15 protein-coding genes are annotated in these 21,632 nt (G+C 73.5%); 6 read left to right on the forward strand and 9 right to left on the reverse strand.

Features of this window, described 5'->3' with window-relative positions:
• Positions 1–165: 165 nt before the first annotated feature.
• On the reverse strand, positions 166–2,397 hold the full coding sequence (katG, locus tag SCWH03_RS22055; protein WP_173266031.1) for a catalase/peroxidase HPI: 2,232 nt from the start codon (positions 2,395–2,397) through the stop codon (positions 166–168).
• Positions 2,398–2,890: 493 nt separating this feature from the next.
• On the opposite strand from katG, the gene SCWH03_RS22060 reads away from it, so the two are divergent.
• Positions 2,891–3,301: a Fur family transcriptional regulator gene (locus SCWH03_RS22060; protein ID WP_173266032.1), complete on the forward strand. Its 411-nt coding sequence runs from the start codon at positions 2,891–2,893 to the stop codon at positions 3,299–3,301.
• 259 nt (positions 3,302–3,560) lie between these two features.
• Here the strand turns inward: SCWH03_RS22060 and SCWH03_RS22065 are convergent, their stop codons facing one another.
• From SCWH03_RS22065 to SCWH03_RS22085, 5 genes are all read right to left on the reverse strand, one after another.
• Positions 3,561–4,358 (reverse strand): ABC transporter permease, encoded by a 798-nt coding sequence (locus SCWH03_RS22065; protein WP_173266084.1) that lies wholly within the window; start codon positions 4,356–4,358, stop codon positions 3,561–3,563.
• 80 nt (positions 4,359–4,438) lie between these two features.
• Positions 4,439–5,617: an ABC transporter ATP-binding protein gene (locus tag SCWH03_RS22070; protein ID WP_173266033.1), complete on the reverse strand. Its 1,179-nt coding sequence runs from the start codon at positions 5,615–5,617 to the stop codon at positions 4,439–4,441.
• Positions 5,618–5,926: 309 nt separating this feature from the next.
• Positions 5,927–6,082 carry a VenA family class IV lanthipeptide gene (locus tag SCWH03_RS22075; protein ID WP_173266034.1) on the reverse strand — a complete coding sequence of 52 codons (156 nt, stop codon included), beginning with the start codon at positions 6,080–6,082 and terminating at the stop codon, positions 5,927–5,929.
• Between the two features lie 46 nt (positions 6,083–6,128).
• Entirely contained in the window at positions 6,129–8,831 is a 2,703-nt protein-coding gene (gene lanL, locus SCWH03_RS22080) for a class IV lanthionine synthetase LanL (protein WP_173266035.1), read from the reverse strand.
• 881 nt (positions 8,832–9,712) lie between these two features.
• Positions 9,713–10,105 carry a MerR family transcriptional regulator gene (locus SCWH03_RS22085; protein WP_173266085.1) on the reverse strand — a complete coding sequence of 131 codons (393 nt, stop codon included), beginning with the start codon at positions 10,103–10,105 and terminating at the stop codon, positions 9,713–9,715.
• 477 nt (positions 10,106–10,582) lie between these two features.
• On the opposite strand from SCWH03_RS22085, the gene SCWH03_RS22090 reads away from it, so the two are divergent.
• Positions 10,583–12,088: a SulP family inorganic anion transporter gene (locus tag SCWH03_RS22090; protein WP_173266036.1), complete on the forward strand. Its 1,506-nt coding sequence runs from the start codon at positions 10,583–10,585 to the stop codon at positions 12,086–12,088.
• A gap of 535 nt (positions 12,089–12,623) precedes the next feature.
• Positions 12,624–13,046 (forward strand): MmpS family transport accessory protein, encoded by a 423-nt coding sequence (locus tag SCWH03_RS22095; RefSeq protein WP_173266037.1) that lies wholly within the window; start codon positions 12,624–12,626, stop codon positions 13,044–13,046.
• Positions 13,047–13,277: 231 nt separating this feature from the next.
• On the opposite strand, the gene SCWH03_RS22100 is transcribed toward SCWH03_RS22095, so the two are convergent.
• The 3 genes from SCWH03_RS22100 to SCWH03_RS22110 form a co-directional block, all read right to left on the reverse strand.
• The gene (locus SCWH03_RS22100) at positions 13,278–14,831 is read right to left on the reverse strand and encodes an MFS transporter (protein WP_173266038.1); all 1,554 of its coding nucleotides are present in this window, start codon (positions 14,829–14,831) and stop codon (positions 13,278–13,280) included.
• 553 nt (positions 14,832–15,384) lie between these two features.
• The gene (locus SCWH03_RS22105) at positions 15,385–16,632 is read right to left on the reverse strand and encodes a sensor histidine kinase (RefSeq protein ID WP_173266039.1); all 1,248 of its coding nucleotides are present in this window, start codon (positions 16,630–16,632) and stop codon (positions 15,385–15,387) included.
• A 32-nt stretch (positions 16,633–16,664) separates the two neighbouring features.
• Entirely contained in the window at positions 16,665–17,318 is a 654-nt protein-coding gene (locus SCWH03_RS22110) for a response regulator transcription factor (protein WP_173266040.1), read from the reverse strand.
• A gap of 278 nt (positions 17,319–17,596) precedes the next feature.
• Between SCWH03_RS22110 and SCWH03_RS22115 the strand changes: the two genes are divergently transcribed.
• The 3 genes from SCWH03_RS22115 (at position 17,597) to SCWH03_RS22125 (ending at position 21,479) form a co-directional block, all read left to right on the forward strand.
• Positions 17,597–19,117 carry a ricin-type beta-trefoil lectin domain protein gene (locus SCWH03_RS22115; protein ID WP_173266041.1) on the forward strand — a complete coding sequence of 507 codons (1,521 nt, stop codon included), beginning with the start codon at positions 17,597–17,599 and terminating at the stop codon, positions 19,115–19,117.
• A 431-nt stretch (positions 19,118–19,548) separates the two neighbouring features.
• Positions 19,549–20,784, forward strand: coding sequence for a cytochrome P450 (locus tag SCWH03_RS22120; protein ID WP_173266042.1), 1,236 nt, complete (start codon positions 19,549–19,551; stop codon positions 20,782–20,784).
• Positions 20,785–20,996: 212 nt separating this feature from the next.
• Positions 20,997–21,479 carry a hypothetical protein gene (locus SCWH03_RS22125; protein WP_173266043.1) on the forward strand — a complete coding sequence of 161 codons (483 nt, stop codon included), beginning with the start codon at positions 20,997–20,999 and terminating at the stop codon, positions 21,477–21,479.
• Positions 21,480–21,632 lie beyond the last annotated feature (153 nt).

Here is a 21,632-nt window from a genome sequence, read left to right on the forward strand (position 1 = left end):
CGGCCGGCCCGCGAACCGGCCGGGATCGGTGGGGCGGGCGGGGCCCGGGCCCACCGGCGACGCGGACGGCGCACCCCCGTGTCCCGTGGGGTGCGCCGTCCGCGGAGGCGGGCCCCCCGATGCCGCCGGGGGCACCGGGGGCACCGGGGGCACGGGGCAGCGGGATCAGCCGAGGTCGAACCGGTCCAGGTTCATCACCTTGTCCCACGCCGCCACGAAGTCCCTGACGAACTTCTCCTTCGCGTCGTCGCTCGCGTACACCTCGGCCAGGGCGCGCAGCTCGGAGTTGGAGCCGAAGACCAGGTCGGCCCGGGTTCCGGTCCACTTGACCTCGCCGGTGGCGCCGTCACGGCCCTCGAAGGTGCTCGCGTCCCCGGCCGCCGCCTGCCATGTCGTGCCGAGGTCCAGCAGGTTGACGAAGAAGTCGTTGGTCAGCCTGCCCGGGGTTGTCGTGAGCACGCCCATCCGTGACTGCCGGTGGTTCGCGCCGAGCACGCGCAGTCCGCCGACCAGGACGGTCATCTCGGGTGCGCTCAGCGTCAGCAGGTTCGCCCGGTCGATCAGCAGGTACTCGGCAGGCAGCCGGTTGCCCTTGCCGAGGTAGTTGCGGAAGCCGTCGGCGGCCGGTTCGAGCGCGGCGAACGACTCGGTGTCCGTCTGGTCCTGCGACGCGTCCACCCGGCCCGGCGCGAAGGGGACCTCGACCTCCACGCCGGCGTCCCGGGCGGCCTTCTCCACGGCGGCTCCGCCGGCGAGGACGATCAGATCGGCGAGCGAGATCCGCTTGCCGCCGCTCTGGGCGGAGTCGAAGGAGTGCCGGATCCCCTCGAGGGTGCGCAGCACGCCCGCCAGCCGGTCGGGGTCGTTGACCTCCCAACCGCACTGCGGCTGCAGGCGGATACGGGCGCCGTTGGCACCGCCGCGCTTGTCGCTGCCGCGGAAGGACGAGGCCGACGCCCACGCCGTGGACACCAGCTCCGACACCGGCAGGCCCGAGTCGAGGACCTGTGCCTTGAGGGCTGCGACGTCCTCGGCGTCCACCAGCTCGTGCGCCGCCTCGGGCAGCGGGTCCTGCCACGGCAGCACCTCGGACGGCACCTCGGGGCCGAGGTACCGCTGGATCGGGCCCATGTCGCGGTGCGTCAGCTTGTACCAGGCGCGGGCGAAGGCGTCGGCGAAGGCGCCGGGGTCCTCCAGGAAGCGCCGCGAGATCTGCTCGTAGACCGGGTCGAAGCGCAGCGAGAGGTCGGTGGTGAGCATCGTCGGGGCATGGGTCCTCGACGGGTCGTGGGCGTCGGGGACGGTACCCGCGCCGGCACCGCCCTTCGGCCGCCACTGGTGCGCGCCCGCGGGGCTCTTGAACAGCTCCCACTCGTAGCCGAATAGGATCTCGAAGAAACTGTTGTCCCAGGTGACCGGGGTGGTGGTCCAGATGCCCTCGAGACCGCTGGTGATGGCGTCGGCGCCCTTGCCGGTGCCGTGGCTGTTCTTCCAGCCGAAGCCCTGCTGCTCGATCGGGGCGGCCTCGGGGTCCGGGCCGACGGCGTCGGCCGGGCCGGCGCCGTGGGTCTTCCCGAAGGTGTGGCCGCCGGCGACGAGGGCGACCGTCTCCTCGTCGTTCATCGCCATCCGGCGGAAGGTCTCGCGGATGTCGCGGGCGGCGGCCAGCGGGTCCGGAGTGCCGTTGGGGCCCTCGGGGTTGACGTAGATGAGGCCCATCTGGACCGCGCCGAGCGGGTTCTCCAGCTCGCGGTCGCCGGTGTAGCGCGCGTCGCCGAGCCAGGTGGTCTCCGGGCCCCAGTAGACGTCCTCGTCGGGCTCCCAGACGTCCTCGCGGCCGCCCGCGAAGCCGAAGGTCTCGAAGCCCATCGACTCGAGGGCCACATTGCCCGCGAGGATCATGAGGTCCGCCCAGGACAGGCTCTGGCCGTACTTCTTCTTCACCGGCCACAGCAGCCGGCGGGCCTTGTCGAGGTTGCCGTTGTCCGGCCAGCTGTTGAGCGGTGCGAAGCGCTGCTGGCCGGCCCCGGCCCCGCCGCGGCCGTCACTGATGCGGTAGGTGCCCGCGCTGTGCCACGCCATGCGGATCATGAACGGGCCGTAGTGGCCGAAGTCGGCCGGCCACCACTCCTGGGAGGTCGTCAGCACCTCGGCGATGTCCCGCTTCACGGCCGGCAGGTCGAGGCTCCGGAACGCCGCGGCGTAGTCGAAGCCGTCGCCGAGCGGGTTGGCCGCGGCCGGGTTCTTCGCGAGGATCTTCAGATTGAGCCGCTCCGGCCACCACTGGCGGTTGCCTCCGCCCTGTGTCGGATGCGGCGCGCGCCCGTGCGCGACGGGGCAGCCTCCCGCGCCCTCGGCCTTGGCGTCGGTGACGATGGCATCGTGGTTCTCGGACATGGGAATCCTTCCGGACTGCTCGGATCGCGTGGGCTCGGCGACTGCACGGGGTCGAACTGCGGGCGCGGGTCCCGGTGGACGGCCTTCCCGGTGGCATGGCCGGACGGCCGCGGCGACGGCCGGTGCGTGGCGGGCGCGGCCCGCCGGGCCCGGCGGGCCGAGTGCCCCGCGCGGGGCCCGGCCGGCCGGGCACGCGTCCGGCCGGCGCCCGCACCGGCACGGAGCCGGGCCCCGTCCGCGGCGGTTCCGGACGGCGCGGCGCCGGTGGCCGTCATCCGCAGGCCGGCGCGGTGCGGATCGGCGGCGGTGTTCCCGTCATGTCCTCGTCTCCTGCCGTGTGCTGGAGTCCTCGGCGCCCTTGGCTGTCGCCGGAACCGATCCTACGATGGACGCAGTCCAGGTCAAGAAGCTCGCCTGATCCATATCCGATCGGATTCCGGACATCCGCGGGTAGACTTCGGCCGTCCCGTCGAGTGCGGATAGGTGAACCCACATGAGCGACCTGCTGGAGCGGCTGCGGGAACGCGGCTGGCGGGTGACCGCCCAGCGGCGCGTCGTGGCGGAGGTCCTCGACGGCGACCATGTGCACCTCACGGCCGACCAGGTGCACACCCGGGCCGCGCTGCGGCTGCCCGAGATCTCCCGGGCGACCGTCTACAACACCCTGGGGGAACTGGTCGCTCTGGGCGAGGTCGCGGAGGTCTCCACGGACGGCCGCGCCAAGCGCTACGACCCCAACGCACACCGTCCGCACCAGCACTTGGTGTGCTCGGGCTGCGGGGCCATTCGCGATGTCCGCCCCCTCGGCGATCCGCTGGACCGCCTCCCGGCCGACCAGCGGTACGGGTTCACGGTGTCCGGGGCGGTGGTCACCTACCGCGGGCTGTGCCCGTCCTGCGTCTGAGGGCCGGTCCGAGCCGGGCCCCGCACCCGGGTCCCTCGGTCACCGGAGCGGCCGTCAGCGGCACCGGGCCCTGCGGACCGCGGGGCCCGGTGGCGCCGCGAGCACACGGTGTGCTGCGGCCGGCCCGGAACAGGCCGGCCGCCGGGACCCCGGCCGCGCCCGTGCCGCCGGCGGACAGACCGCCGGCAGCGTCCGCCCCGGGCGGGTACGACGGCGGTCCCGATGACCGCCTGCGGGCAGGCCGCACGGGGCGTCGCTGTCATTCGGGGCGGCCGAAGCGGTGGGCCGCCCAGAGCAGTGCCAGGGCCCCCGTCGCCAGCAGCACACCCGCTTCGAGGGGGAGGGGAGGCTGCAGGCCGAACCACTCGATGCCCGCCGCGGCCCCGTGGCCCGGCACCTGCAGCTCGATGCTCCGCCGCAACAGGTCCACGCCGTAGGCGAGCGGGTTGACCGCGGCGAGGGCCTGGGCCCAGCCGGGCAGGGCGTGCAGCGGGAAGAAGCCCCCGGAGAGGAACAGCAGCGGCATCATCACCAGGCCGAGCAGCAGCTGGAAGACCTCGGGGCGGCCCAGGCCCACGGCGAGGGCCAGGGAGAGGGCCGTGATGGCGAAGGAGGCCAGGAGCATGCCGGCCAGGAGCAGCGCCAGCAGGACCGGGTCGTAGGGCAGCCCGACCGCTCCGGCGAGGGAGAGCAGCACGGCGCCCTGGACCGCGGCGACCACGGTGCCGCCGGCGCAGCTGCCGAGAAGCAGGGTGGAGCGGCGAACCGGGGCCATCAGCAGCTCGCGCAGATAACCGCTCTGGCGGTCGGTGATCAGGCGGATGCCGACCATGACGGCCGGCGTCTGGACCGTCATCATCAGCATGCCGGGGAACAGGTAGGCCTGGTAGCCGACGCCCAGCGCCGAGTCGGGGATGAGGGCGGCCAGCCCACCCCCGAGGATGAAGAGGTAGAGCACCGGCTGGACCAGCATCAGGGCCGTGTGGGTGCGCTGGGAGGAGAGGCGCAGCAGATCGCGGTGGACCAGCGCGTGGACCGCACGCAGTTCGCGGCGCAGGCGGGTCAGGGGTGCCGGGCCGGGGCCGCCGGAGGTGTCCGTGGCGGGCCGGACCCTCGCGTCCCGGGAGGCGGATGTGGTCACCGGCGCCCCTCGGCCTTCGCCGCGGGCCGGTCCTGCCCGGCGGGGGCGGGCTTCCGGGTCGCCGTGGCGTCCGCCGACCGGGTGGCGGCGGGCTGGGCCGGGGGCCGTGGCGTGTGGATGCTGCGTCCGGTGTGGTGGAAGAAGACGTCGTCGAGGGTCGGCGGGGTCGCGGAGGCTGCCCGCACGGGGATGCCGTGGGCCTGAAGCGCCGCGCACAGGCGGGGGATCCACGAGCTGCCGTCGGGTACGCGCAGGCGGACCCCCTCGGCGTCCAGCGCGGTGCCGGTGCCCGGGGGAGCGGTCCGGCGTACGACGTGGCAGGCCGCCCGGTCGTCGCCGGTGCGCAGGACCACCCGGTCGTCGCCGATCGCGTCCTTCAGTGCGGCGGGCGTCCCCTGCGCCACCAGGCGACCGCGGTCGATGATGGCGAGCCGGTCGCAGTTCTCCGCTTCCTCCAGGTAGTGGGTGGTGATGAAGAGGGTGGTGCCGTGCCGGTCCCGCAGATCGCGCAGATGTTCCCAGACCTGGGCGCGCGCGTGGGGGTCGAGGCCGGTGGTCGGCTCGTCGAGGAACAGGATCCGGGGCGCGTGCAGCAGTCCGCGGGCCAGTTCCAGGCGTCGCCGCATACCGCCCGACAGGGTGCGCACCGGGGATCGCCGGCGGTCGGTCAGTCCGACCGCCTCGAGCGTCTCGTGGGTGCGTCTGCGGGAGTGGCGGCGGCTCATCCCGTACAGGCGGGCGTGGATGCGCAGGTTCTGTTCGGCCGTCAGGTCCATGTCCAGGGCGCTGTGCTGGAACAGCATCCCCACCTGGCGCCGTACCCGGGCCGGCTGGCTGACCACGTCGGCGCCGGCCACCGTGGCCCGGCCGGCGGTGGGGCGCGCCAGTGCGCACAGCAGGGCGATGGTGGTGGACTTCCCGGCGCCGTTGGGACCGAGGAACGCGAAGGTCTCGCCGCTGCGTACGTCCAGGTCCAGGCCGCGCACGGCGTGGGTGGCGGTCCCGTCGGGACCCGGGTAGCTCTTGACCAGGCCGCGGGTGCTGATGGCGTACCCCTTCCCGGGGGCGGGCCCCGCGGTGTCCGGGTCCGTGGGGACGGCTGCGTCCGGGCCTGTCGGGACGGTGGCAGGGAGGGGCGTCTGGGTGAGGGCGTCGTCACCGGCGCTTGGCTGCATGGTCGGGTCCTCGTCTGCGGGGGTTCGGCTGCGGACTCGGGCGGGCAACGGCCCGGGGAGCGACGGGCGGCGCCCCGGGGGAGGCAGCGGGTGGCTCCCCCGGGGCAGAACCGTGCCCCGGCCGGCAGCCGCCAGGCGGCTGCCGGCCGGAGCTTGTCGAGCCCTTCCCGTCTTGCCCCGGAACGTGTCGCGGAGGAGGACGCCGAGTGGGACCCTCCCCCGCGGGGAGCGGTGCTCGGCCTCTCCTCAGCACGACCGACGTCGTCCCGGCCGCCGGCCGGTACCGGAGCCGAAGGGCTTACCGGCCGGTCAGGCGCAGCTGATGCCGATGCAGATGGTGTTCAGCAGCGTCAGCACGCCGATGCACTGGCAGGTCGCGGCGTAGGCCGCACCCTCGGCGCCGACCGGGTCGGTCTCCGGGAGGGCGTGCAGTTCGGCGAGCAGCTCGAGGTCGCGGTTCTCCATGGCTTTCTCCCTCTGTGTGAGTTGACGGCGGGGGGATTCCCGCCGCCTATCCCGGCTGGTGGAACATCCAGTGCCGGGAGTCCTTGTGGTGGGTCCGCAGGAGGAACGCCAGGATTCCTGCGGACCCGTCGCTCCAGCCCGTCGAGACCTCCCCGTACTCGTTGGGGAAGACGACGTGACCGTTGCGGTGGGCCCGTTCGGCGACGATGAGGCGGGCCAGGGCCTCGGCGGACGTGCGGTAGGCGGGGTCCCCGGTGGCCGCGGCCAGGTCGAGGAGGAAGTCGCCGTTCCCGGCAAGTCCGTGGCATTGGGTCAGGGGGGCGCGGGAGGCGCGCTCCACGACGGCCCCGGCGGCCTGGCGGGCCAGCAGGCCGAACCGGTCGTCCCCGGTGGCCTGCCACAGCCGGAGCAGGAAGGAGCCGATCCCGGCCGAACCGTGGCACCAGTACGGTGCCGTGGGCACATCGCCGGCCTGGGACGGCCACTGGGCCGCCTCGCCGACCCGCACGGCCGCGGCCGCCAGTCCTTCCCCCGCCGCTGCGGCCAGGTCCAGGTACTGCCGGCGGCCGGAGACCGCCGCCGCGGCGAGGAGGAAGGACGCGATGCCGGCGGTTCCGTGGGCGAAGCCGAGGTACCGCTTGCCGGCCTCCTCGGAGGCGCCGGCCTCCAGCAGGGCCTCCGTGGTGACGGCTTCCGCGGGAACCGGCCAGCTCACACCGGCCGGGTCGCGCCGGGCGTCGGCGACGAGACGGTCGGCGGCGCCGACCACGAGCTCGGCCCACCGCGGGTCGCCGGTACGCTGCCACAGGTGCGCGGCGGCGAGTCCGCTGCCCGCGGTGCCGTGGGTGATGTCGTAGCTCGGTGTCGGCTGCTGCGTGGCCAGGGCGAGGGCCGTCGCGTGGTCCACGAGGGCACGGTCGCCGACGGCGCTGCCGGCCTCGTACAGCGCCCAGGCGGTCCCCCGCCCGCCGAAGTGCAGGCCGGGGCGCGGAGAGCGGGTGTCGGTGCGGGCCGCGATCCAGTGGCCCGCGGTGGAGATCACCTCCGGCAGCCGCTCGTCGCCGGTGAGCTCGAAGTACCGTGTCAGGACCGCCAGCACGCCGGCCGCGCCCTGCTGCACGGTACAGGGGTCGGCCTCCCCCGCCAGGGTGGAGACGGGCCACAGCCGCAGCTCGTCCTTCGGGGTCATGGAGCCGATGAGATGGTCCACGATGCCCGCCGCCGCGGCCCGGGTCGCGTCGTGCCCGGCATCCCCGCGGGCCGGGGCGGCGGCCGGCTGCCCCGAAGGGACTCGCTCCGTCCGGCGCAGGGCCGCGCGGGCCCGTGCCGGGTCCCAGCGCTCGGCGGGATCGTCCTTCATCAGCCCGAGGATCATCCCGGCCGTGCCGTCCGGCAGGCGGAGGGTGCCCGCGCAGGCGTCCAGCCAGTCGGCGAGCCGCTGCTGCGCCGCCCGGCCGGCCGGTTCCTCGGCCAGCAGGGCCGGTACCTTGCCGGTGAGGACGAAGCACACCGTGGCGCCCAGACTGTAGTAGTCGGCGCTCGGCGCCACGGGCGCGCCCTCCAGCCGCTCGGGGGCGCTGAAACCGGGGGTCCCCACGGTCGTGGGGAGTGCGGCGTCGTCCGCCGGTACGGCGAGTTCGAGGTCGATCAGGCGCAGCGCGCCGTCCGGTCCGACCATGATGTTGCCCGGCGTGAAGTCCCGCAGGACGCAGCCCTGGGCGTGGGCCGCGGCGAGGAGGTCCACCAGGCGCTCGGCCTGGGCCAGGGCGTCGGCGCGGTAGCGCTCGCCGCCGACGTCGCGGAAGTGCTCGGCGACCCAGTTGCGCAGGGGGATGCCCGGAACCTCCTCCTGGGCCAGGAACAGGTGCCCGCCGTGCTCGAACATCGCGAGGAGTTCGGGGGCGAGCCCCGTCCCGCTCAGCTTCTCCAGGGCGCGGGCCTCGGCGCGGAGCCAGTCGCGTACGTCGCAGCCGGTGGCGTCGGCCTCCACGTGGGGCCGGGCCTCCTTGATGACCACGGGCCGGCCGGTGGTGGCGTCCGTACCCCGGTAGACGCCGCCCTTGTTGGTGTGGCGGATCGCCTCCCGTACCGAGAAGCGGCCTCCCAGCAGCACCGGTTGACCCGGTTCCCTCCCGGCGCGCGGGGCCGGCTGCACCGCGGCGGGGAAGGGGCTCACCGCCCAGGCGGGCGGGGAGTAGCGGCCGGTGCGCTTGTCCTCGACGGGGTTGCCGGCCGGGTCCTCGATGAACCACACCAGCAGGCCCTCGTCGGACAGCCGGCGCCGGCCCGTGAAGGCGCCGTAGCGGTAGTGCACCAGGCTGTTCACGGCGTAGGGCTGGTCCGAGAGGATCCGCGGGCCGGCCAGTCCCGCGGTGGCCCGGTGCAGTTCCAGCGCGATCCTCGCCGCGTCGGTGTCGGAGCGCGGGTAGACGGTGATGAACTTGCCCGAGCTCCCCCGGGGCGTGGCACGGGTGTTGAGTGCGCCCACCTTCTCCAGGGACCGGGCGAACTTGAAGACCGACTCCTCCCGCAGCAGCACGTCCAGAGCCTTCGCCAGGACCTCCGGTGCGGACACCGACGTCGCCGACACGTGCAGCTTCCAGCCCTGCTTGCGAGGCGTCGCGGACTGCGGAGTGAGGCGGCACCACATCTCGTCCGCGTCGATGGTCCAGCGCGGGTGCTCACCGGTGGCGTCCAGCGCCTGACGGAGCAGGTCTTCGAGGTCGACTTCGGCTGTGCGGCTCGTCATTCACGTCCCTCTCGACGGCGAGGACCACTGGCTGAAATGGCCTTCGATAGGAATGTATGACTCGGATCCGGTGGGCATAAGTGGGTGCGGCAGGCGCATGGGCGTGTTAGCCGGCTCGCGTTGCCGACCGGCGCATAGTGCGAGCACAAGGGGAGTGAACCGAGCGGAATTCATTCGCCGCACGCCCCCCGTGGTGAACGCCGTGGAACGAAATGGAGGAACGCGGGACTGAGATGCCCCGGATGCCGCCGGGCACCGCGTTCCCCTGGATTCCGCGCTGCGGCGGGGCGGGTGCACCCAAAGACCGGTCGTATGAGCCTTCGAGCGGGCGGCGACCGATCCCGCCCCTGTCGCGATCAGCCCTGTGGCCTGCTCTTATCCGGGTTCCCCCGCCGGCTTGGCGCGGGGCTCCTGCCGCGGCCGGCGCTGTCGGCGCGAGGTTCTCGACCCGGATCCCCTCCGGGGGCCGGAGCGCGGTCGGGAGTTCGGCAGAGAGTTCGGCAGGGCCGGAGCGGCACCCCGAAAGGGCGCGGTCGGCGCGTCTGGGCGCTGAACGGGAAAGGCACCTGCCCCGCCCTTCGCGAGGAAAGACCGACCGCCGACCATGGGCGAACAAGTGCTCGGAATTGACCCGGAGAAACGAACTCGTGTTCTCTGGGGAAAAGGCGAAACGGTGCGCCCGGCAGCGTGAACCGCCCTATGCGGGCGGGGCGTTGACGCATCCGCCCGGCTCCTCCCCCGCTTGCGCCCCGCTTGCTCACCCCGCCCGAACCTGCGCCTCCGCCCGCGTCGCCGCGTGTTCACGGCGCCGTCCGGCGATCACGACCGCAGCGTCGACCGCGAGCGCGCGTCCCCATGCGTCCCCATGCGTCGCCGAGTGTTCACGGCGCTGCCGCGTCCTGCGGCAGCCGTTCGCGCAGCGCGGCGGCGAACTCCTCGGCCCGGGAGAGCCGGGTGCGCAGGTCCGCCACGGCCTGCTGCGCGGCCTGCTCGAAGGCCCGGACCCGCCCGAGCAGTTCCACGCGCTCCGCGGCGGGCAGTTCCGCGCGGGAGTCGAGGCGGTCGGTCGCGGCGAGCAGTTCGCGCATCTGCTCCAGAGTGAAGCCCAGCGGCTTCATGCGGCGGATCACCATCAGGCGGGCGACATCGGTCTCGGTGTAGAGGCGGAACCCGCCCTGGGACCGGGCGGACGGGCTGACCAGGCCTGCCTCCTCGTAGTGCCGGATGGTGCGCAGCGACAGCCCGGTCCGCGCGGCGACCTCGCCGATCCGCATGCGCTCGCCGCTCGTGAGGGGACTGTCCTCTCCGCGGCCCTCCCCGGTTCCGGTGGGGTCGTGACCTCGCACCCGCCCGCCTTCCTCGTCCCGGCCGCCCTCTCGAAGGTCGGCTTCCATCTCTACCGTAACGTTAGGGTAGAGTTTCCCTGCCGGGGTCGGCCCGTGGGCCGGCCCCCTGCCGTGGTGCGGGGGACATCCTCCCGCACTTCCCGTGCCGGGGCCGACGACGCCCCCGGTCGAGACCGAGCCCGCAGGAGAAGCGCGTGCGCATGCCCACGGTGCCGAGCGCCGCCGCCTGCCCGCCGTGATCCCCGGTTCCCGGACGCCGTCCGGACCCTCGGGTCAGGTGGCCACTGCCCCCTGCCCCTGAGTCCGCCGCCGGCGGACGCCGCGGAAGGCCGCCCGGCCTTCCGCGCCCTCCTGCGCGCCCCAGGTGATGCCGGGCGTGCCCGAGCACGACAGGTTCTGCCTCCGTTGTCTTCCTCCGCACTGTCCCCTGCCGCCCGGCTGAGCGGCCTGAAGCCCGACTGGCTGTCCGATCCGCGGGTCTGGCGCACCGAGATCCTGGCCGGCCTGGTCGTCGCCCTGGCCCTGATCCCCGAGGCGATCTCCTTCTCGATCATCGCGGGCGTCGATCCGGCGATCGGGCTGTTCGCGTCCTTCACCATGGCCGTCACCATCGCCGTCGTCGGCGGCAGGCGGGCGATGATCTCCGCTGCAACCGGCGCGATCGCGCTGGTCATCGCCCCGCTCAACCGCGAGCACGGCCTGGGCTACCTGGTCGCCGCCGTCATCCTGGCCGGCGTCTTCCAGGTCGTCCTCGGCGCGCTCGGCGTCGCGAGGCTGATGCGGTTCGTACCCCGCTCGGTCATGGTCGGCTTCGTCAACGCCCTGGCCATCCTGATCTTCATGGCCCAGGTCCCCGAGCTCGCGGGGGTGCCCTGGGCCGTCTACCCGCTGGTCGTGGGCGGGCTGGCGCTCATGGTCTTCTTCCCGAAGGTCACCAGGGTGATACCGGCGCCGCTGGTCTCGATCGCGGTCCTCACCGTCATCACGATCGCGGCCGGGATCGCCGTGCCGACCGTCGGCGACAAGGGCGACCTGCCCTCCTCCCTGCCCGTCCCCGGCCTGCCCGAGGTCCCGTTCACCCTGGACACGCTGACCACCATCGCGCCGTACGCGTTCGCCATGGCGCTGGTCGGGCTGATGGAGTCCCTGATGACGGCCAAGCTGGTGGACGACATCACCGACACCCATTCCTCCAAGACCCGTGAGTCCATAGGCCAGGGCGTCGCCAACATCGTCACCGGCCTCTTCGGCGGGATGGGAGGCTGCGCCATGATCGGCCAGACCATGATCAACGTACGGGTGTCCCGTGCCCGCACCCGCCTGTCGACCTTCCTGGCCGGCGTCTTCCTCATGGTGCTGTGCATCGTCTTCGGCCCCGTCGTCTCCGACATCCCCATGGCCGCGCTCGTCGCCGTGATGGTGATGGTGTCCTTCGCCACCTTCGACTGGCACTCCATCGCCCCGGGAACCCTCAGGCGGATGCCCGCCGGGGAGATCACCGTGATGGCGGTCACCGTCGTCTGCGTGGTCGCCACCCACAACCTCGCCGTCGGTGTCGTCGCCGGTACCCTCACCGCGATGGTCGTCTTCGCCAAGCGCGTCGCCCACCTGGCCAACGTCACCTCGGTCACCGACCCCGACGGCAGCAGCGTCGTGTACTCCGTCACCGGTGAGCTGTTCTTCGCCTCGTCCAACGACCTCGTCGGCCAGTTCGACTACGCCGCCGATCCGGACCGGGTCGTCATCGACCTGAGCGGAGCCCACATCTGGGACGCCTCCTCGGTCGCCGCTCTCGACGCGATCGAGACGAAGTACGCCCAGCGCGGCAAGAGCATCGAGATCGTCGGCCTCAACCAGCCCAGTGCCCGGATCCACGGGAAGCTCAGCGGCGAACTCAGCGGCAGCCACTGACGGAAGGGGCGTCCGCGGGCCGCGCTCTCCCCGAGGGCCGCAGCCCGTGCGGCGGCATCCCCGTACCCGTCCTTGCGGACCAGGATCTGGGCGCCGCCCGGCACCGGGCGGTACCGCGCCCCGCCGGTCCACCGTCGCAGCCCGGCATGGTCGTCCGCGTCCGCGGGTGTGTGCGGGTGAGGGTGCGGGTGCAGAGGCTGGGTGCGGGTGCGACACGTACCGCCGTCGGGTCGTTCGGGCGCATCCGCGGGACCGCGGTCGGACCGGGAGTCCGGAGGAGGACGCCATGCCGCCGTCCCCTGCCCGGCCGCTCGGCCGTGCCCCGTCCGCGGGGGCGAAGCCTGCGGTGCCACGGCGGTTGTGCGCCACGGCAGGGTGCGGTGGTGCCGCCCGGCAGGGGCAGTCCGGTCTGTGCGCCGGGGGCGCGGGGCTTCGGTGGACTCCTCGTGTACCGCCCGCTGCGGGCAGCGATTTGACTTTGCCCCACCTCTGGGATTCCCTGCCGGTTGCAACCCATGATCCAGGGGGGATCCGTATGCTCCGCACCATCCGTACCACCGTCGCCGCACTCGCCGCCGCCGGCCTCGCACTCGGCCTCACCGCCTGCACCGAGGCCGCGGACAAGGCCGTCGACCAGGTCGACAAGGCCGTCACCGAGACCTATGAGGTGACCTACGAGGTCACGGGCAAGGGCGTCGACTCGATCGACTTCCACGCCGGGGGCGGTACGGCGATGGAGCCGCAGATCGAGACGGTGCAGAAGCCCGCGCTCCCGTGGAAGAAGACGGTCACGCTGAAGGGCATCATGCCACCGGCTGTCATGCCCACCGCGGTGGACCCCACCGAGGCAGAGGTGACCTGCTCGATCACCTACCAGGGCAAGGTCATCAACGAGTCGAAGGACGCCGGTGTCGTGGCGGCGGGCGGTTGCGTCGCGGTCTCCCCGTTGGCCTGGTGACCCGCACGGGTGTGCCGAGCCGCCGGCATCGGCCCGGCACACCCGTGCGCGGGCCGCGGCAGCGGGGCGGTGACCGGCGACGGGCCCCAGGCGCGGGCGGGACAGGTGGGACGCCCGTCCGGCGCGCACTCCGGCCCGCCGGGGGGGGGCAGGGCCCGGCGAACTGCGGTGCGGCGCACTCCGGCGTGGTGCGGCGTCGGCGGGGTACCGGCACCGGGGGCCGACCGTCGGTCACTCCGTCCCCCGTGCCCGGTACGGGCGCCAGAACAGCGGAAGAGCCAGCGCGGACGCGACCGCCACCAGCCCCGCCAGCCAGATTGCCTGCCCGGTGCCGGTCTCCTGCGCGTCGCGGAGGACCGTCTTGATGACCTCCTTGGTCGCGGGTGAGACCCCCGACAGCAGCCGATCGGTCAGAGTCGACTCGGTCAGCGCGTTCGGGAGTGTGCGGGCGTCTTCCTCTGACAGCCCGACCGCCCGGGCGACGTCCACCGCGACGTCGTCCTCGAAGTACCGCTGGGCGGCGGAGAACACGGCCACCCCGAAGGCCCCGCCGAGCATGCTGGACACCTTGAACATTCCCGACGCGGTGCCCGCGAGCCTGAGCGGCGGTCCCGCGACCAGAGCACGCGACATCGGGATGGACATCAAGCCGAGCCCGGCACCCGCCACCACCTGTCCCATGACGACCAGGGGAAACCCGGCGCCGTGCCCGAGCGCACCCATGATCAGCGCGCCCGCCCCCAGGAGCACCAGGCCGGTCATCACCGGCAGCCGCGGGCCCCGGCGGGACTCGAACCGCCCGCCGACCGGAATGAAGGCCAGGATGGACAGGGTCACCGGGAACAGGAGGAGCCCGGTGGTGAACACGGAGAACCTCTCCACGTCCTGGAAGTAGACGGCCAGCAGGAACACGACACCCGTGAACACGATGCTCATCACGGTGTTGGCCAGAAGCGCCCCCCGGAAGGACGGGTAGGAGAACAGGACAAAATCAAACAGAGGTTCGGCCACTCGCTGCTGGAGGAGCACGAAGGCCGTACCGAGAAGCACGGCCGCCCCCAGCAGCCCCAGGGTCACCGGATCGACGAACCCGCGCTCCTGCCCCACCATGCAGCCGTAGATCAGGCAGAAGAAGGACGCTCCGCTGGTCAGCAGCCCGGGGACGTCCACGTGCCGGGAGGCGTCGGGATCACGTGATTCGACGAGCACACTCCTGCGCACCAGCCACAGGGCCGCAAGCCCCAGGGGCAGCACCACCCAGAAGACGGACCGCCAGCCGAACAGGGGCGTGAGCGCCCCGCCCACCGCGGGGCCCGCGGCCTCGCCGATCCAGGTGATCCCCATCCACGCGCCGAACGCCCGCGCCTGCTCGTGCGGAGAGAACATCGCGGGAATCAGGGCGAGCGTGGCGGGGAGCACGAAGGCCGCGGCGCAGCCCATCAGCGCACGGCTCAGCAGCAGACCCGGATACCCCGGCACGAGCACCACGAGCAGGGAGGAGACACCCATCCCCAGGATCCCGAGCTCCAGCATCCGACGGCGTCCGTAGGCGTCGCACAGCCGTCCCGCCGCGAGGACGAGCACCCCGGTCGTCAGCCCGAAGGCGTTGTTGGCCAGTTGGAGCTGCGTCAGCGTGACGGGGATCTCCGCGGCGACGGTCGGAATGACCACGGCGAAGTCGGCGAAGGCCAGCCACACCACGGCGGCGGCGAGGCAGATACCGGCCAGGGCCTGCCAGCGGCGCTCGTGGTGGTCACCGCCCGGGAGTACGGTCGGATCTGCCATGCGCTGCCTCCATCCGCCGGCCCACCCTCCGGCTGTGCCTGGTACCGGTGCGGATGCCGGACCGCGTCCCCGGCGGCACCAGCACCATAGAGGAGCAGGACACCGTTCCGGCGCCGCCGTGCCGCCGCGCCGCCGCGCCGAGAGGACCAGGCGCATACGGGCTTCGGCGCGTCGCCGGGCCGGCGCCCGGCCCGGCGCCCCCTGAGCGGGCGAGCGCCTGCCCGGCGGCCCCCCTCAGGGCCTCGGGGGACCCTGCGGGATGCGGGCCGCCCAGGGACGCGGAGCCCGGCTCCGCCCGGGCACGCGCGTCAGGGACCGTTCCGGCCTCGCCGGCGGAGACCGCCGCGCCGGTGAGGCGCCACCCCACGCCGCTGCGGGGCACCGTTCGCGCGGAGCGGAGCACCCACCGCGGCCTCCGCCTTCGGGACCACCGGTCGCGGACCGCCGCCTGAGCGCCGCTGCGGGAGCCGCGCCGGCGGGCGAGGGCGAAGCGCGGTGTCCGGGGCGCCAGGAGGCGCCGTGCTGCGGGGGCGGCACCGCACCGCGCACCGTCTCACCGCTCGTGCCGCCGGGAGGGCGGCTCGAGCGGCAGCTCCACCACGGCCGTGGTCCCGCTGGGCTCGCCTGGTTCCAGCCGGAGGCTTCCGCCCGCCGTCTCGACCCTGACACGCAGGGAGGCCAGACCGATGTGCCCGCCGCGCAGGCTCTCGGTCTCCGCCCGCGGGGGCAGGCCGCGGCCGTCGTCGGCCACCACGAGGCGCAGACGCCCCTCCCCAACCTCCAGGCCGACCCGCACCTCGCTCGCGGACGCGTGCTTGACGACGTTGCCCAGGAGCTCCCGCGCCGCGGCGAACACGATGGACTCATCGGCGAAGGGCGGTACGGGCGAGCACTCCACCGTGACGCCGAAACCGCCGCGCTGCCCGGCGCCCTCGGCCAGGCCACGCACCGCCCCGGTCAGGCCGAGCCGCCTGAGCGCCGCCGGATGCAGCTCGCCGACGATCGACCGCATCCTCCGCGCAGCCCTCTCCAGGGCCCGGTCCGCACGCTCCAGGGAGTCCCGGCGGCCGGTGCCGCGGGCCTCGTCCAGGTCCTGGCGCGCCGCCAGCACGTCCTGCAGGGCGTCGTCGTGCAGCGCCTCGGCCAGTTTGCCGCGCTCCCGCTCCTCCGCGCCGATGGCCTGGCCCAGCAGATCGTGACTGCGATCCAGCAGTGCCCCGACCGTTCTCACCCGCTCCTGCTGCACCCAGGTCAGGGCGGTGCAGACGGCGCCCAGCAGGAACAGGCCCAGAACATGCAGCACGACGCGCCCCCACCCGTCGCCGGAGCCCTGCCCGCCCGCGGCCACCAGGTAGGCCGAGCCCGCGGCCGCCGTCATGGCCGCCGTCACCCGCGCCGACGGCTGGAACACCGCGAGCACCGGGACGAGGAAGAAGGCGTCGTCGACGAGTGGTCTGATGCCCGGGGGAGTGGCGAAGCCGCCCGACAGCGCCAGCAGCGTGCCGAGCACGACCAGGTCGAGCAGCAGCAGGTACCACGTCCGCGGCAGCCCACCGGTACCCCGCCAAGCCGTGTACACCAGATACAGCGCCCACAGGGCGTAGCCGGACACCAGGATCCCGCAGGCCGCGGCGTTCCCGCGCGGTGGGAAGAGCAGGAGCTGCAGGACCAGCAGAACGACGATCAGCAGCCGGACGAGCATCTGGGTCCGTGCCGCGGCACGGACCCGCGTGTCGGCCACGGACCGGGCCGCGGGGCCGGCGCGCGCCTCCCGGCCGCGGTCCTGTGCGCCTCCCGCCATGGATCACTCTCCGTTGCCGTCGCGGCCCGCCGTCACTCCAGCAGGCCGCGGCGCATCGCCTCGGCCACCGCGGCTGCCCTGTCACCGACGTCGAGCTTCTCGTAGAGCCGCTTGGCGTGGGTCTTGACCGTGCTGGGAGCCAGGAACAGCTCCTCGGCGATCCGGGGGACGCTCTTCCCCTCGGCGAAGGCCCGCAGCACCTGCTGCTCGCGTTCGCTGAGAAGCCCCTGGTCCTCGCCCGCGCCGGTCCTGAGCCGGACCTGCTCCATCAGGCCGCTCGTGAGGTCGGGTGGCAGTGCCGTGCCGCCCCGGGACACATCCAGCACGGCTTCGACGATCTCGCGGCGGGTCGCCTCCTTGGCCAGATAGCCGGCGGCGCCCTCGCAGACGGCCCGGAACACCAGGGGGTCGTCGGTGAAGGCGGAGAGGATGATCACACGCACGGGCAGGCCCTCGCGTTGCACCGCGCTGATGACGGCGAGGCCGTCCAGGGCGGGCAGCCGGTAGTCCACCAGGGCGACATCGGGCCGGTGGGCGCGGATCTGCTCCAGGGTCTCCGCACCGTCCGCGGCCTCGGCCACGACGTCGATCAGCCCGCTCTCCGCGAGCGCCCGGGTGATGCCCTCGCGGTAGATGGGGTGGTCGTCGGCTATGACGACGCGTACGCGGTTCTCGTGTGTACGCATGCGGCGCGCACCGTCCCGTCCGCCTGTGGAGCCGTGTCGGATCACGGCCCTGAGCCCATTGTCCTGCCGGACCCGCGCCGTGTTCCACACGGGCCCGGTGCGGTCCGCCGGCAGGCCGCCGCCGTGCGGCGCGGACAACCGGGGGCGGGAGCCCGGCGGCCTCCGGCGGGCCCGCACGACCGGAACCGGCCCTCCTTTGTCTCGTTCACGGCGTTCCCCTCCGCCATACCCGCCAGTAGAAACCGGCGGTATCCCCTTCCGTGGACAGGAGGACTCCCGTGCACCGCAGAAGACGCAGGCTCAGACTCACCCTCGCGGCCCTCGTCGCCTCGGCCGCCGCCCTCGGCGGCCTGCAGGCCACGGCACCGGCCGCCGCGGCCGACACGAAGCCCACCGCCTCGGTGCCCCTGCCCGCCGAGCTGGAGCACATCCGGGCCGCACAGGCCACCGCGCTCTACGGCAGCCCCGCCGAACGCCCCTTCGCCGAGCGCAAGACGTCCCTCGTCTCGCTCGGCGACAGCGAGATCTCCGGGGAGGGCATCGGCACCTACGAGCCCGGCACCAACGGGCCCGACAACTGGTGCCACCGCTCACCCGACGCGGCGATCCACCGCACCGGCATCGGCACCGACACCACGTACAACCTCGCCTGCTCCGGAGCCCGCACCGGCCACATCGTGATCGGCGGCACCAAGCAGCACGCCGACGAACTCGTGCAGAGCGACCATCTCGCCATCAAGGCACGCAACACCAACGTCAAAATGGTGCTGCTGGTCGCCGGAGCCAACGACGACCTGCGCTTCGGGTCCGTCATCACCGACTGCGTCACACGCTGGTTCCTGTTCAAGGGCGCCTGCGAGCCCGGCTACGCCCCCGGCTGGCAGGCACGGATCGACGGACTGCGGCCCAAGGTCGAGCAAGCCGCACACGACCTGCGCACCGTGATGCGCGAGGCCGGGTACGCCGACTCCGACTACAAGCTCGTCGTCATGGGCTACCCGAGCCCCATCGGCCCGGACGTATACGACAACCCGCGGTTCAGGGGCAAGCTGCTGGGCGGCTGCACCGGCTACGACTCCGACGCCGCCTGGGGCCGCAACGCGGCCGTCCCCGCCTTCGAGCGGGGAATACGCGAAGCGGCGCGCACCACCGGCGCTGTCTACCTCGACAACTCCCGCCTCTTCCACGGACACGAGGTGTGCATGGACGACGCGTGGGCGAGAGGGCTCTACATCGACCTCTTCAACCCCTTCCCCCCCGACTCCAACTCCCTGCGCCAGTCCTTCCACCCGAACAAGAGCGGGCACGCCGCCTTCGCGTCCTGCCTGACCCAGCTCTACGCCGTCGACTGGCGCGAGGCGAGCTGCGCCGACCCCGCGAGCACCTCGCGTCCCGTGCTCCACAACGGCGCATGGGACGACATGTTCACACCGCTGCGCAACCGCGCGACCGGCACCTGCCTCGACGTGAGCGGGTCGAAGACCGCGAACGGCTCGGAACTCGCCGGCGGGGACTGCCACGGTGGCCGCAACCAGGAATGGTGGTACGACCGGGAGCGCGGCTCGCTGCACAGCGCACTCACCCACGACCGCTGCCTGGACGTGCCCCGCAGCGACTACACGGCCGGAGTGTCCCCATACCTGTGGAACTGCCACGGCGGTGCCAACCAGCGGTTCGTCCTTGAAGACGAGACCCTCAGCCCCGTGTCGGCACCGCACCTGTGCCTGACGCTCACCTCCGCCCGGGGCAGGCCGACCCTGAGCCCCTGCGACGGCTCGGCGCAGCAGCGCTTCGCCTGAAGTCCGCGCGGAGTGGTGCCCGGCACCGCACACGGCCGGGAGGGGTGGGAGCGGGCGCGGCCCGCTCCCACCCCGCGGACCGGACTCCGCCGCACCCCGGTTCGCACAGTCGTCCAGGGGGCGCCATGCTGGTGAGGGAGTCGGGGGACGGCCGTTAGCGCGTCCCTCGCCGAACCCCGCCCGGCAGGGGAACGGGCCGGGCGGCCGCAATCGCGCCCTGGGGCTGGCGGCGCCGCCAGCCGCCGGGGCCGCAGCCGGCAGGGCCGCCGGGAGCGCCTCGCGGATCGCCCCACCGCGGAGCCACCGGGCCGGTACCCGCGCACACCCCGATGCCGCACACCGTTACGACCCCCTTACCAGCCCCTCCGTACGGTGGACCGAAGGACCCGGCACCCGGCACCGGCCACAAGGGACCCCACCAAGGAAACGCCATGACCCAACCCCTGATCCGGCAGATCCTCGACTACGACAACCGCGCGGACCCCTACCCCCTGTACGCCGAACTCCGCGAGACGCCGGTGCTCCACGACGGCCACGGGACCTACGTCGTCAGCACCTACTGGGAGATCCTCAGCCTCCTCCACGACCCCCGGGTCAGCTCCGACCGGCGCAAGCGCACCGTGCAGGACATCTACGGCCTGACCCAGGACGCGGACGAGGCCTCGGCCCTGCCGCCGCCCTTCCTCCGTCTGGACCCCCCGGAGCACGACAGGCTGCGCACGGTCACCAACCGCTCGTTCGGCCCGCCGCACTCGCCCCAGCGCGTCCTGGGGATGCGCGACGAACTCGAAGCGGTCGTCTCCGGCCTCATCGACGGCATCGGGGACACCGGCCGCATCGACCTCGTCGAGCAGTTCTCCTACCCCTTCCCCGTGACCGCGATCTGCCGCCTGCTGGGCGTCCCCCGCGAGGACGAACCGCGTTTCCACACCTGGGCGGACACCCTCGCAGCCAGCCTGGACCCCATGCCGGGGGAGGACCCCACCGAACGCAACCAGCGCACCCGCGACGCCCAGCTGCAGCTCGGCGGCTACCTCGCCGAGCTCCTCGAGAAGCGCCGCGCCCACCCGGGCGACGACATGCTCTCCGAGCTGGCGGCCGGGTCCCCGGAGCACGGCGAGCTGTCGACGATCGAGGCCATCACCACCTCGGCCCTGCTGCTGATCGCCGGCCACGAGACCACCGTCAACCTGATCACCAACGGGATGCTCACCCTGCTGCGCAATCCCGAGGTCCTCGAGCGGCTGCGCGACGACCCCCGGATCGCCCCGCGCATCGTGGAGGAACTGCTCCGCTTCGAGCCGCCGGTGCAGCTCATCCCCAACCGGACCGCCGTCGCCGACATCGACATCGGCGGTGTCACCATCCCCGGCGGAGCGGCCCTCTGGCTGGTGCCCGGCTCAGGCAACCGGGACCCGCTGCGCTTCGCCGACCCCGACCGGTTCGACCCCGACCGCGAGGACATCGAGCACCTGGGGTTCGGCAGCGGCATCCACATCTGCTTCGGCGCGCCACTGGCCCGGCAGGAGACAGAACTCGCCCTGAGCCATCTGGCGCGCAGACTGCGCAATCCCCGGCTGCTGGAGGACCCCCCGCCCTACCGCAGGAACGCGGTCCTGCGCGGCCCCCGCCACCTGTACATCGGCTGCGACGAGATCCGGCCCTGACCCCCGCTCGGACCTCCCCCGCGATCCGAGAGGCATGTCCACCGGGGGAGGGGCATCCGTCCCCCGGACGGAGCCCGCGGCTCCACCACCACGGGAGCCGTTCGGTGGACCACGGCGGCGGGCCGCCTTTCCTAGCGTGGAGGGCGCAGGCCGGACCCACCGGTCAGGACGAGAAGCCGGAGGGCCCACCGCTCCACGAGAAGGGACCCGTCATGCATGCCATCGCCAAGACCGCGCTGTCCACCGCCGCAGCGGGAGCACTCACCCTGGGGGGCGTCGCCGTCGCCACGGCTGACCCGAAGGCGGCAGCACCCGCCCCCGCGGCGACCATACCCGCCCACGTGGCGGCTGTGCCCGCCCCCGCGGCGACCATACCCGCCGAGCGGGCGGCAGCGCCCGCAGCGGACAAGGCGGTGGCGTCGGACGCGAAGGTAGCCTCCGCAATCGACACGCCGGTTGCCGGGGATGTCGCCGTCGCCTCGCTGCCCGAGCGGAAGAAGGCCGCTGCCAGCGATGTCGCCGTCGCCTCGCTGCCCGAGCTCAGGGCCGCCTCCGGCAGTGTCGCCGTGGCCTCGCTGCCTGACCTGAAGGCCGCTTCCGGGGGCGTCGCGGTGGCCTCCGGGGCAGAGCTGAAGGCCGGGACCGGGGATGTCGCCGACGGGTCCAGTGGCGACAGGCTCATCAAGAAGCTGTGACGCGACGCGGACTCGCCCGTCGCCGTGCGGCCGGACCGTCAGCCAGCGGTCCGGCCGCACGGCGTGCGCACGGCGCCGCCGGCGCACCCGCATCGTCGCAGCCGCACCCGCATCGTCGCAGCCGCAGCCGCAGCCGCACCCGCGTCGCCCGCC

Source organism: Streptomyces pacificus (genome assembly GCF_011766325.1).
GTDB classification, from domain to species: domain Bacteria; phylum Actinomycetota; class Actinomycetes; order Streptomycetales; family Streptomycetaceae; genus Streptomyces; species Streptomyces pacificus.

Excerpts from the sequence above, each read along its gene's own strand:
- katG (WP_173266031.1), bottom strand. The coding sequence starts at position 2,397 with ATGTCCGAGAACCACGATGCCATCGTCACCGACGCCAAGGCCGAGGGC.
- SCWH03_RS22060 (WP_173266032.1), top strand. The coding sequence starts at position 2,891 with ATGAGCGACCTGCTGGAGCGGCTGCGGGAACGCGGCTGGCGGGTGACC.
- SCWH03_RS22070 (WP_173266033.1), bottom strand. The coding sequence starts at position 5,617 with ATGCAGCCAAGCGCCGGTGACGACGCCCTCACCCAGACGCCCCTCCCT.
- SCWH03_RS22075 (WP_173266034.1), bottom strand. The coding sequence starts at position 6,082 with ATGGAGAACCGCGACCTCGAGCTGCTCGCCGAACTGCACGCCCTCCCG.
- lanL (WP_173266035.1), bottom strand. The coding sequence starts at position 8,831 with ATGACGAGCCGCACAGCCGAAGTCGACCTCGAAGACCTGCTCCGTCAG.
- SCWH03_RS22085 (WP_173266085.1), bottom strand. The coding sequence starts at position 10,105 with ATGCGGATCGGCGAGGTCGCCGCGCGGACCGGGCTGTCGCTGCGCACC.
- SCWH03_RS22095 (WP_173266037.1), top strand. The coding sequence starts at position 12,624 with ATGCTCCGCACCATCCGTACCACCGTCGCCGCACTCGCCGCCGCCGGC.
- SCWH03_RS22100 (WP_173266038.1), bottom strand. The coding sequence starts at position 14,831 with ATGGCAGATCCGACCGTACTCCCGGGCGGTGACCACCACGAGCGCCGC.
- SCWH03_RS22105 (WP_173266039.1), bottom strand. The coding sequence starts at position 16,632 with ATGGCGGGAGGCGCACAGGACCGCGGCCGGGAGGCGCGCGCCGGCCCC.
- SCWH03_RS22110 (WP_173266040.1), bottom strand. The coding sequence starts at position 17,318 with ATGCGTACACACGAGAACCGCGTACGCGTCGTCATAGCCGACGACCAC.
- SCWH03_RS22120 (WP_173266042.1), top strand. The coding sequence starts at position 19,549 with ATGACCCAACCCCTGATCCGGCAGATCCTCGACTACGACAACCGCGCG.
- SCWH03_RS22125 (WP_173266043.1), top strand. The coding sequence starts at position 20,997 with ATGCATGCCATCGCCAAGACCGCGCTGTCCACCGCCGCAGCGGGAGCA.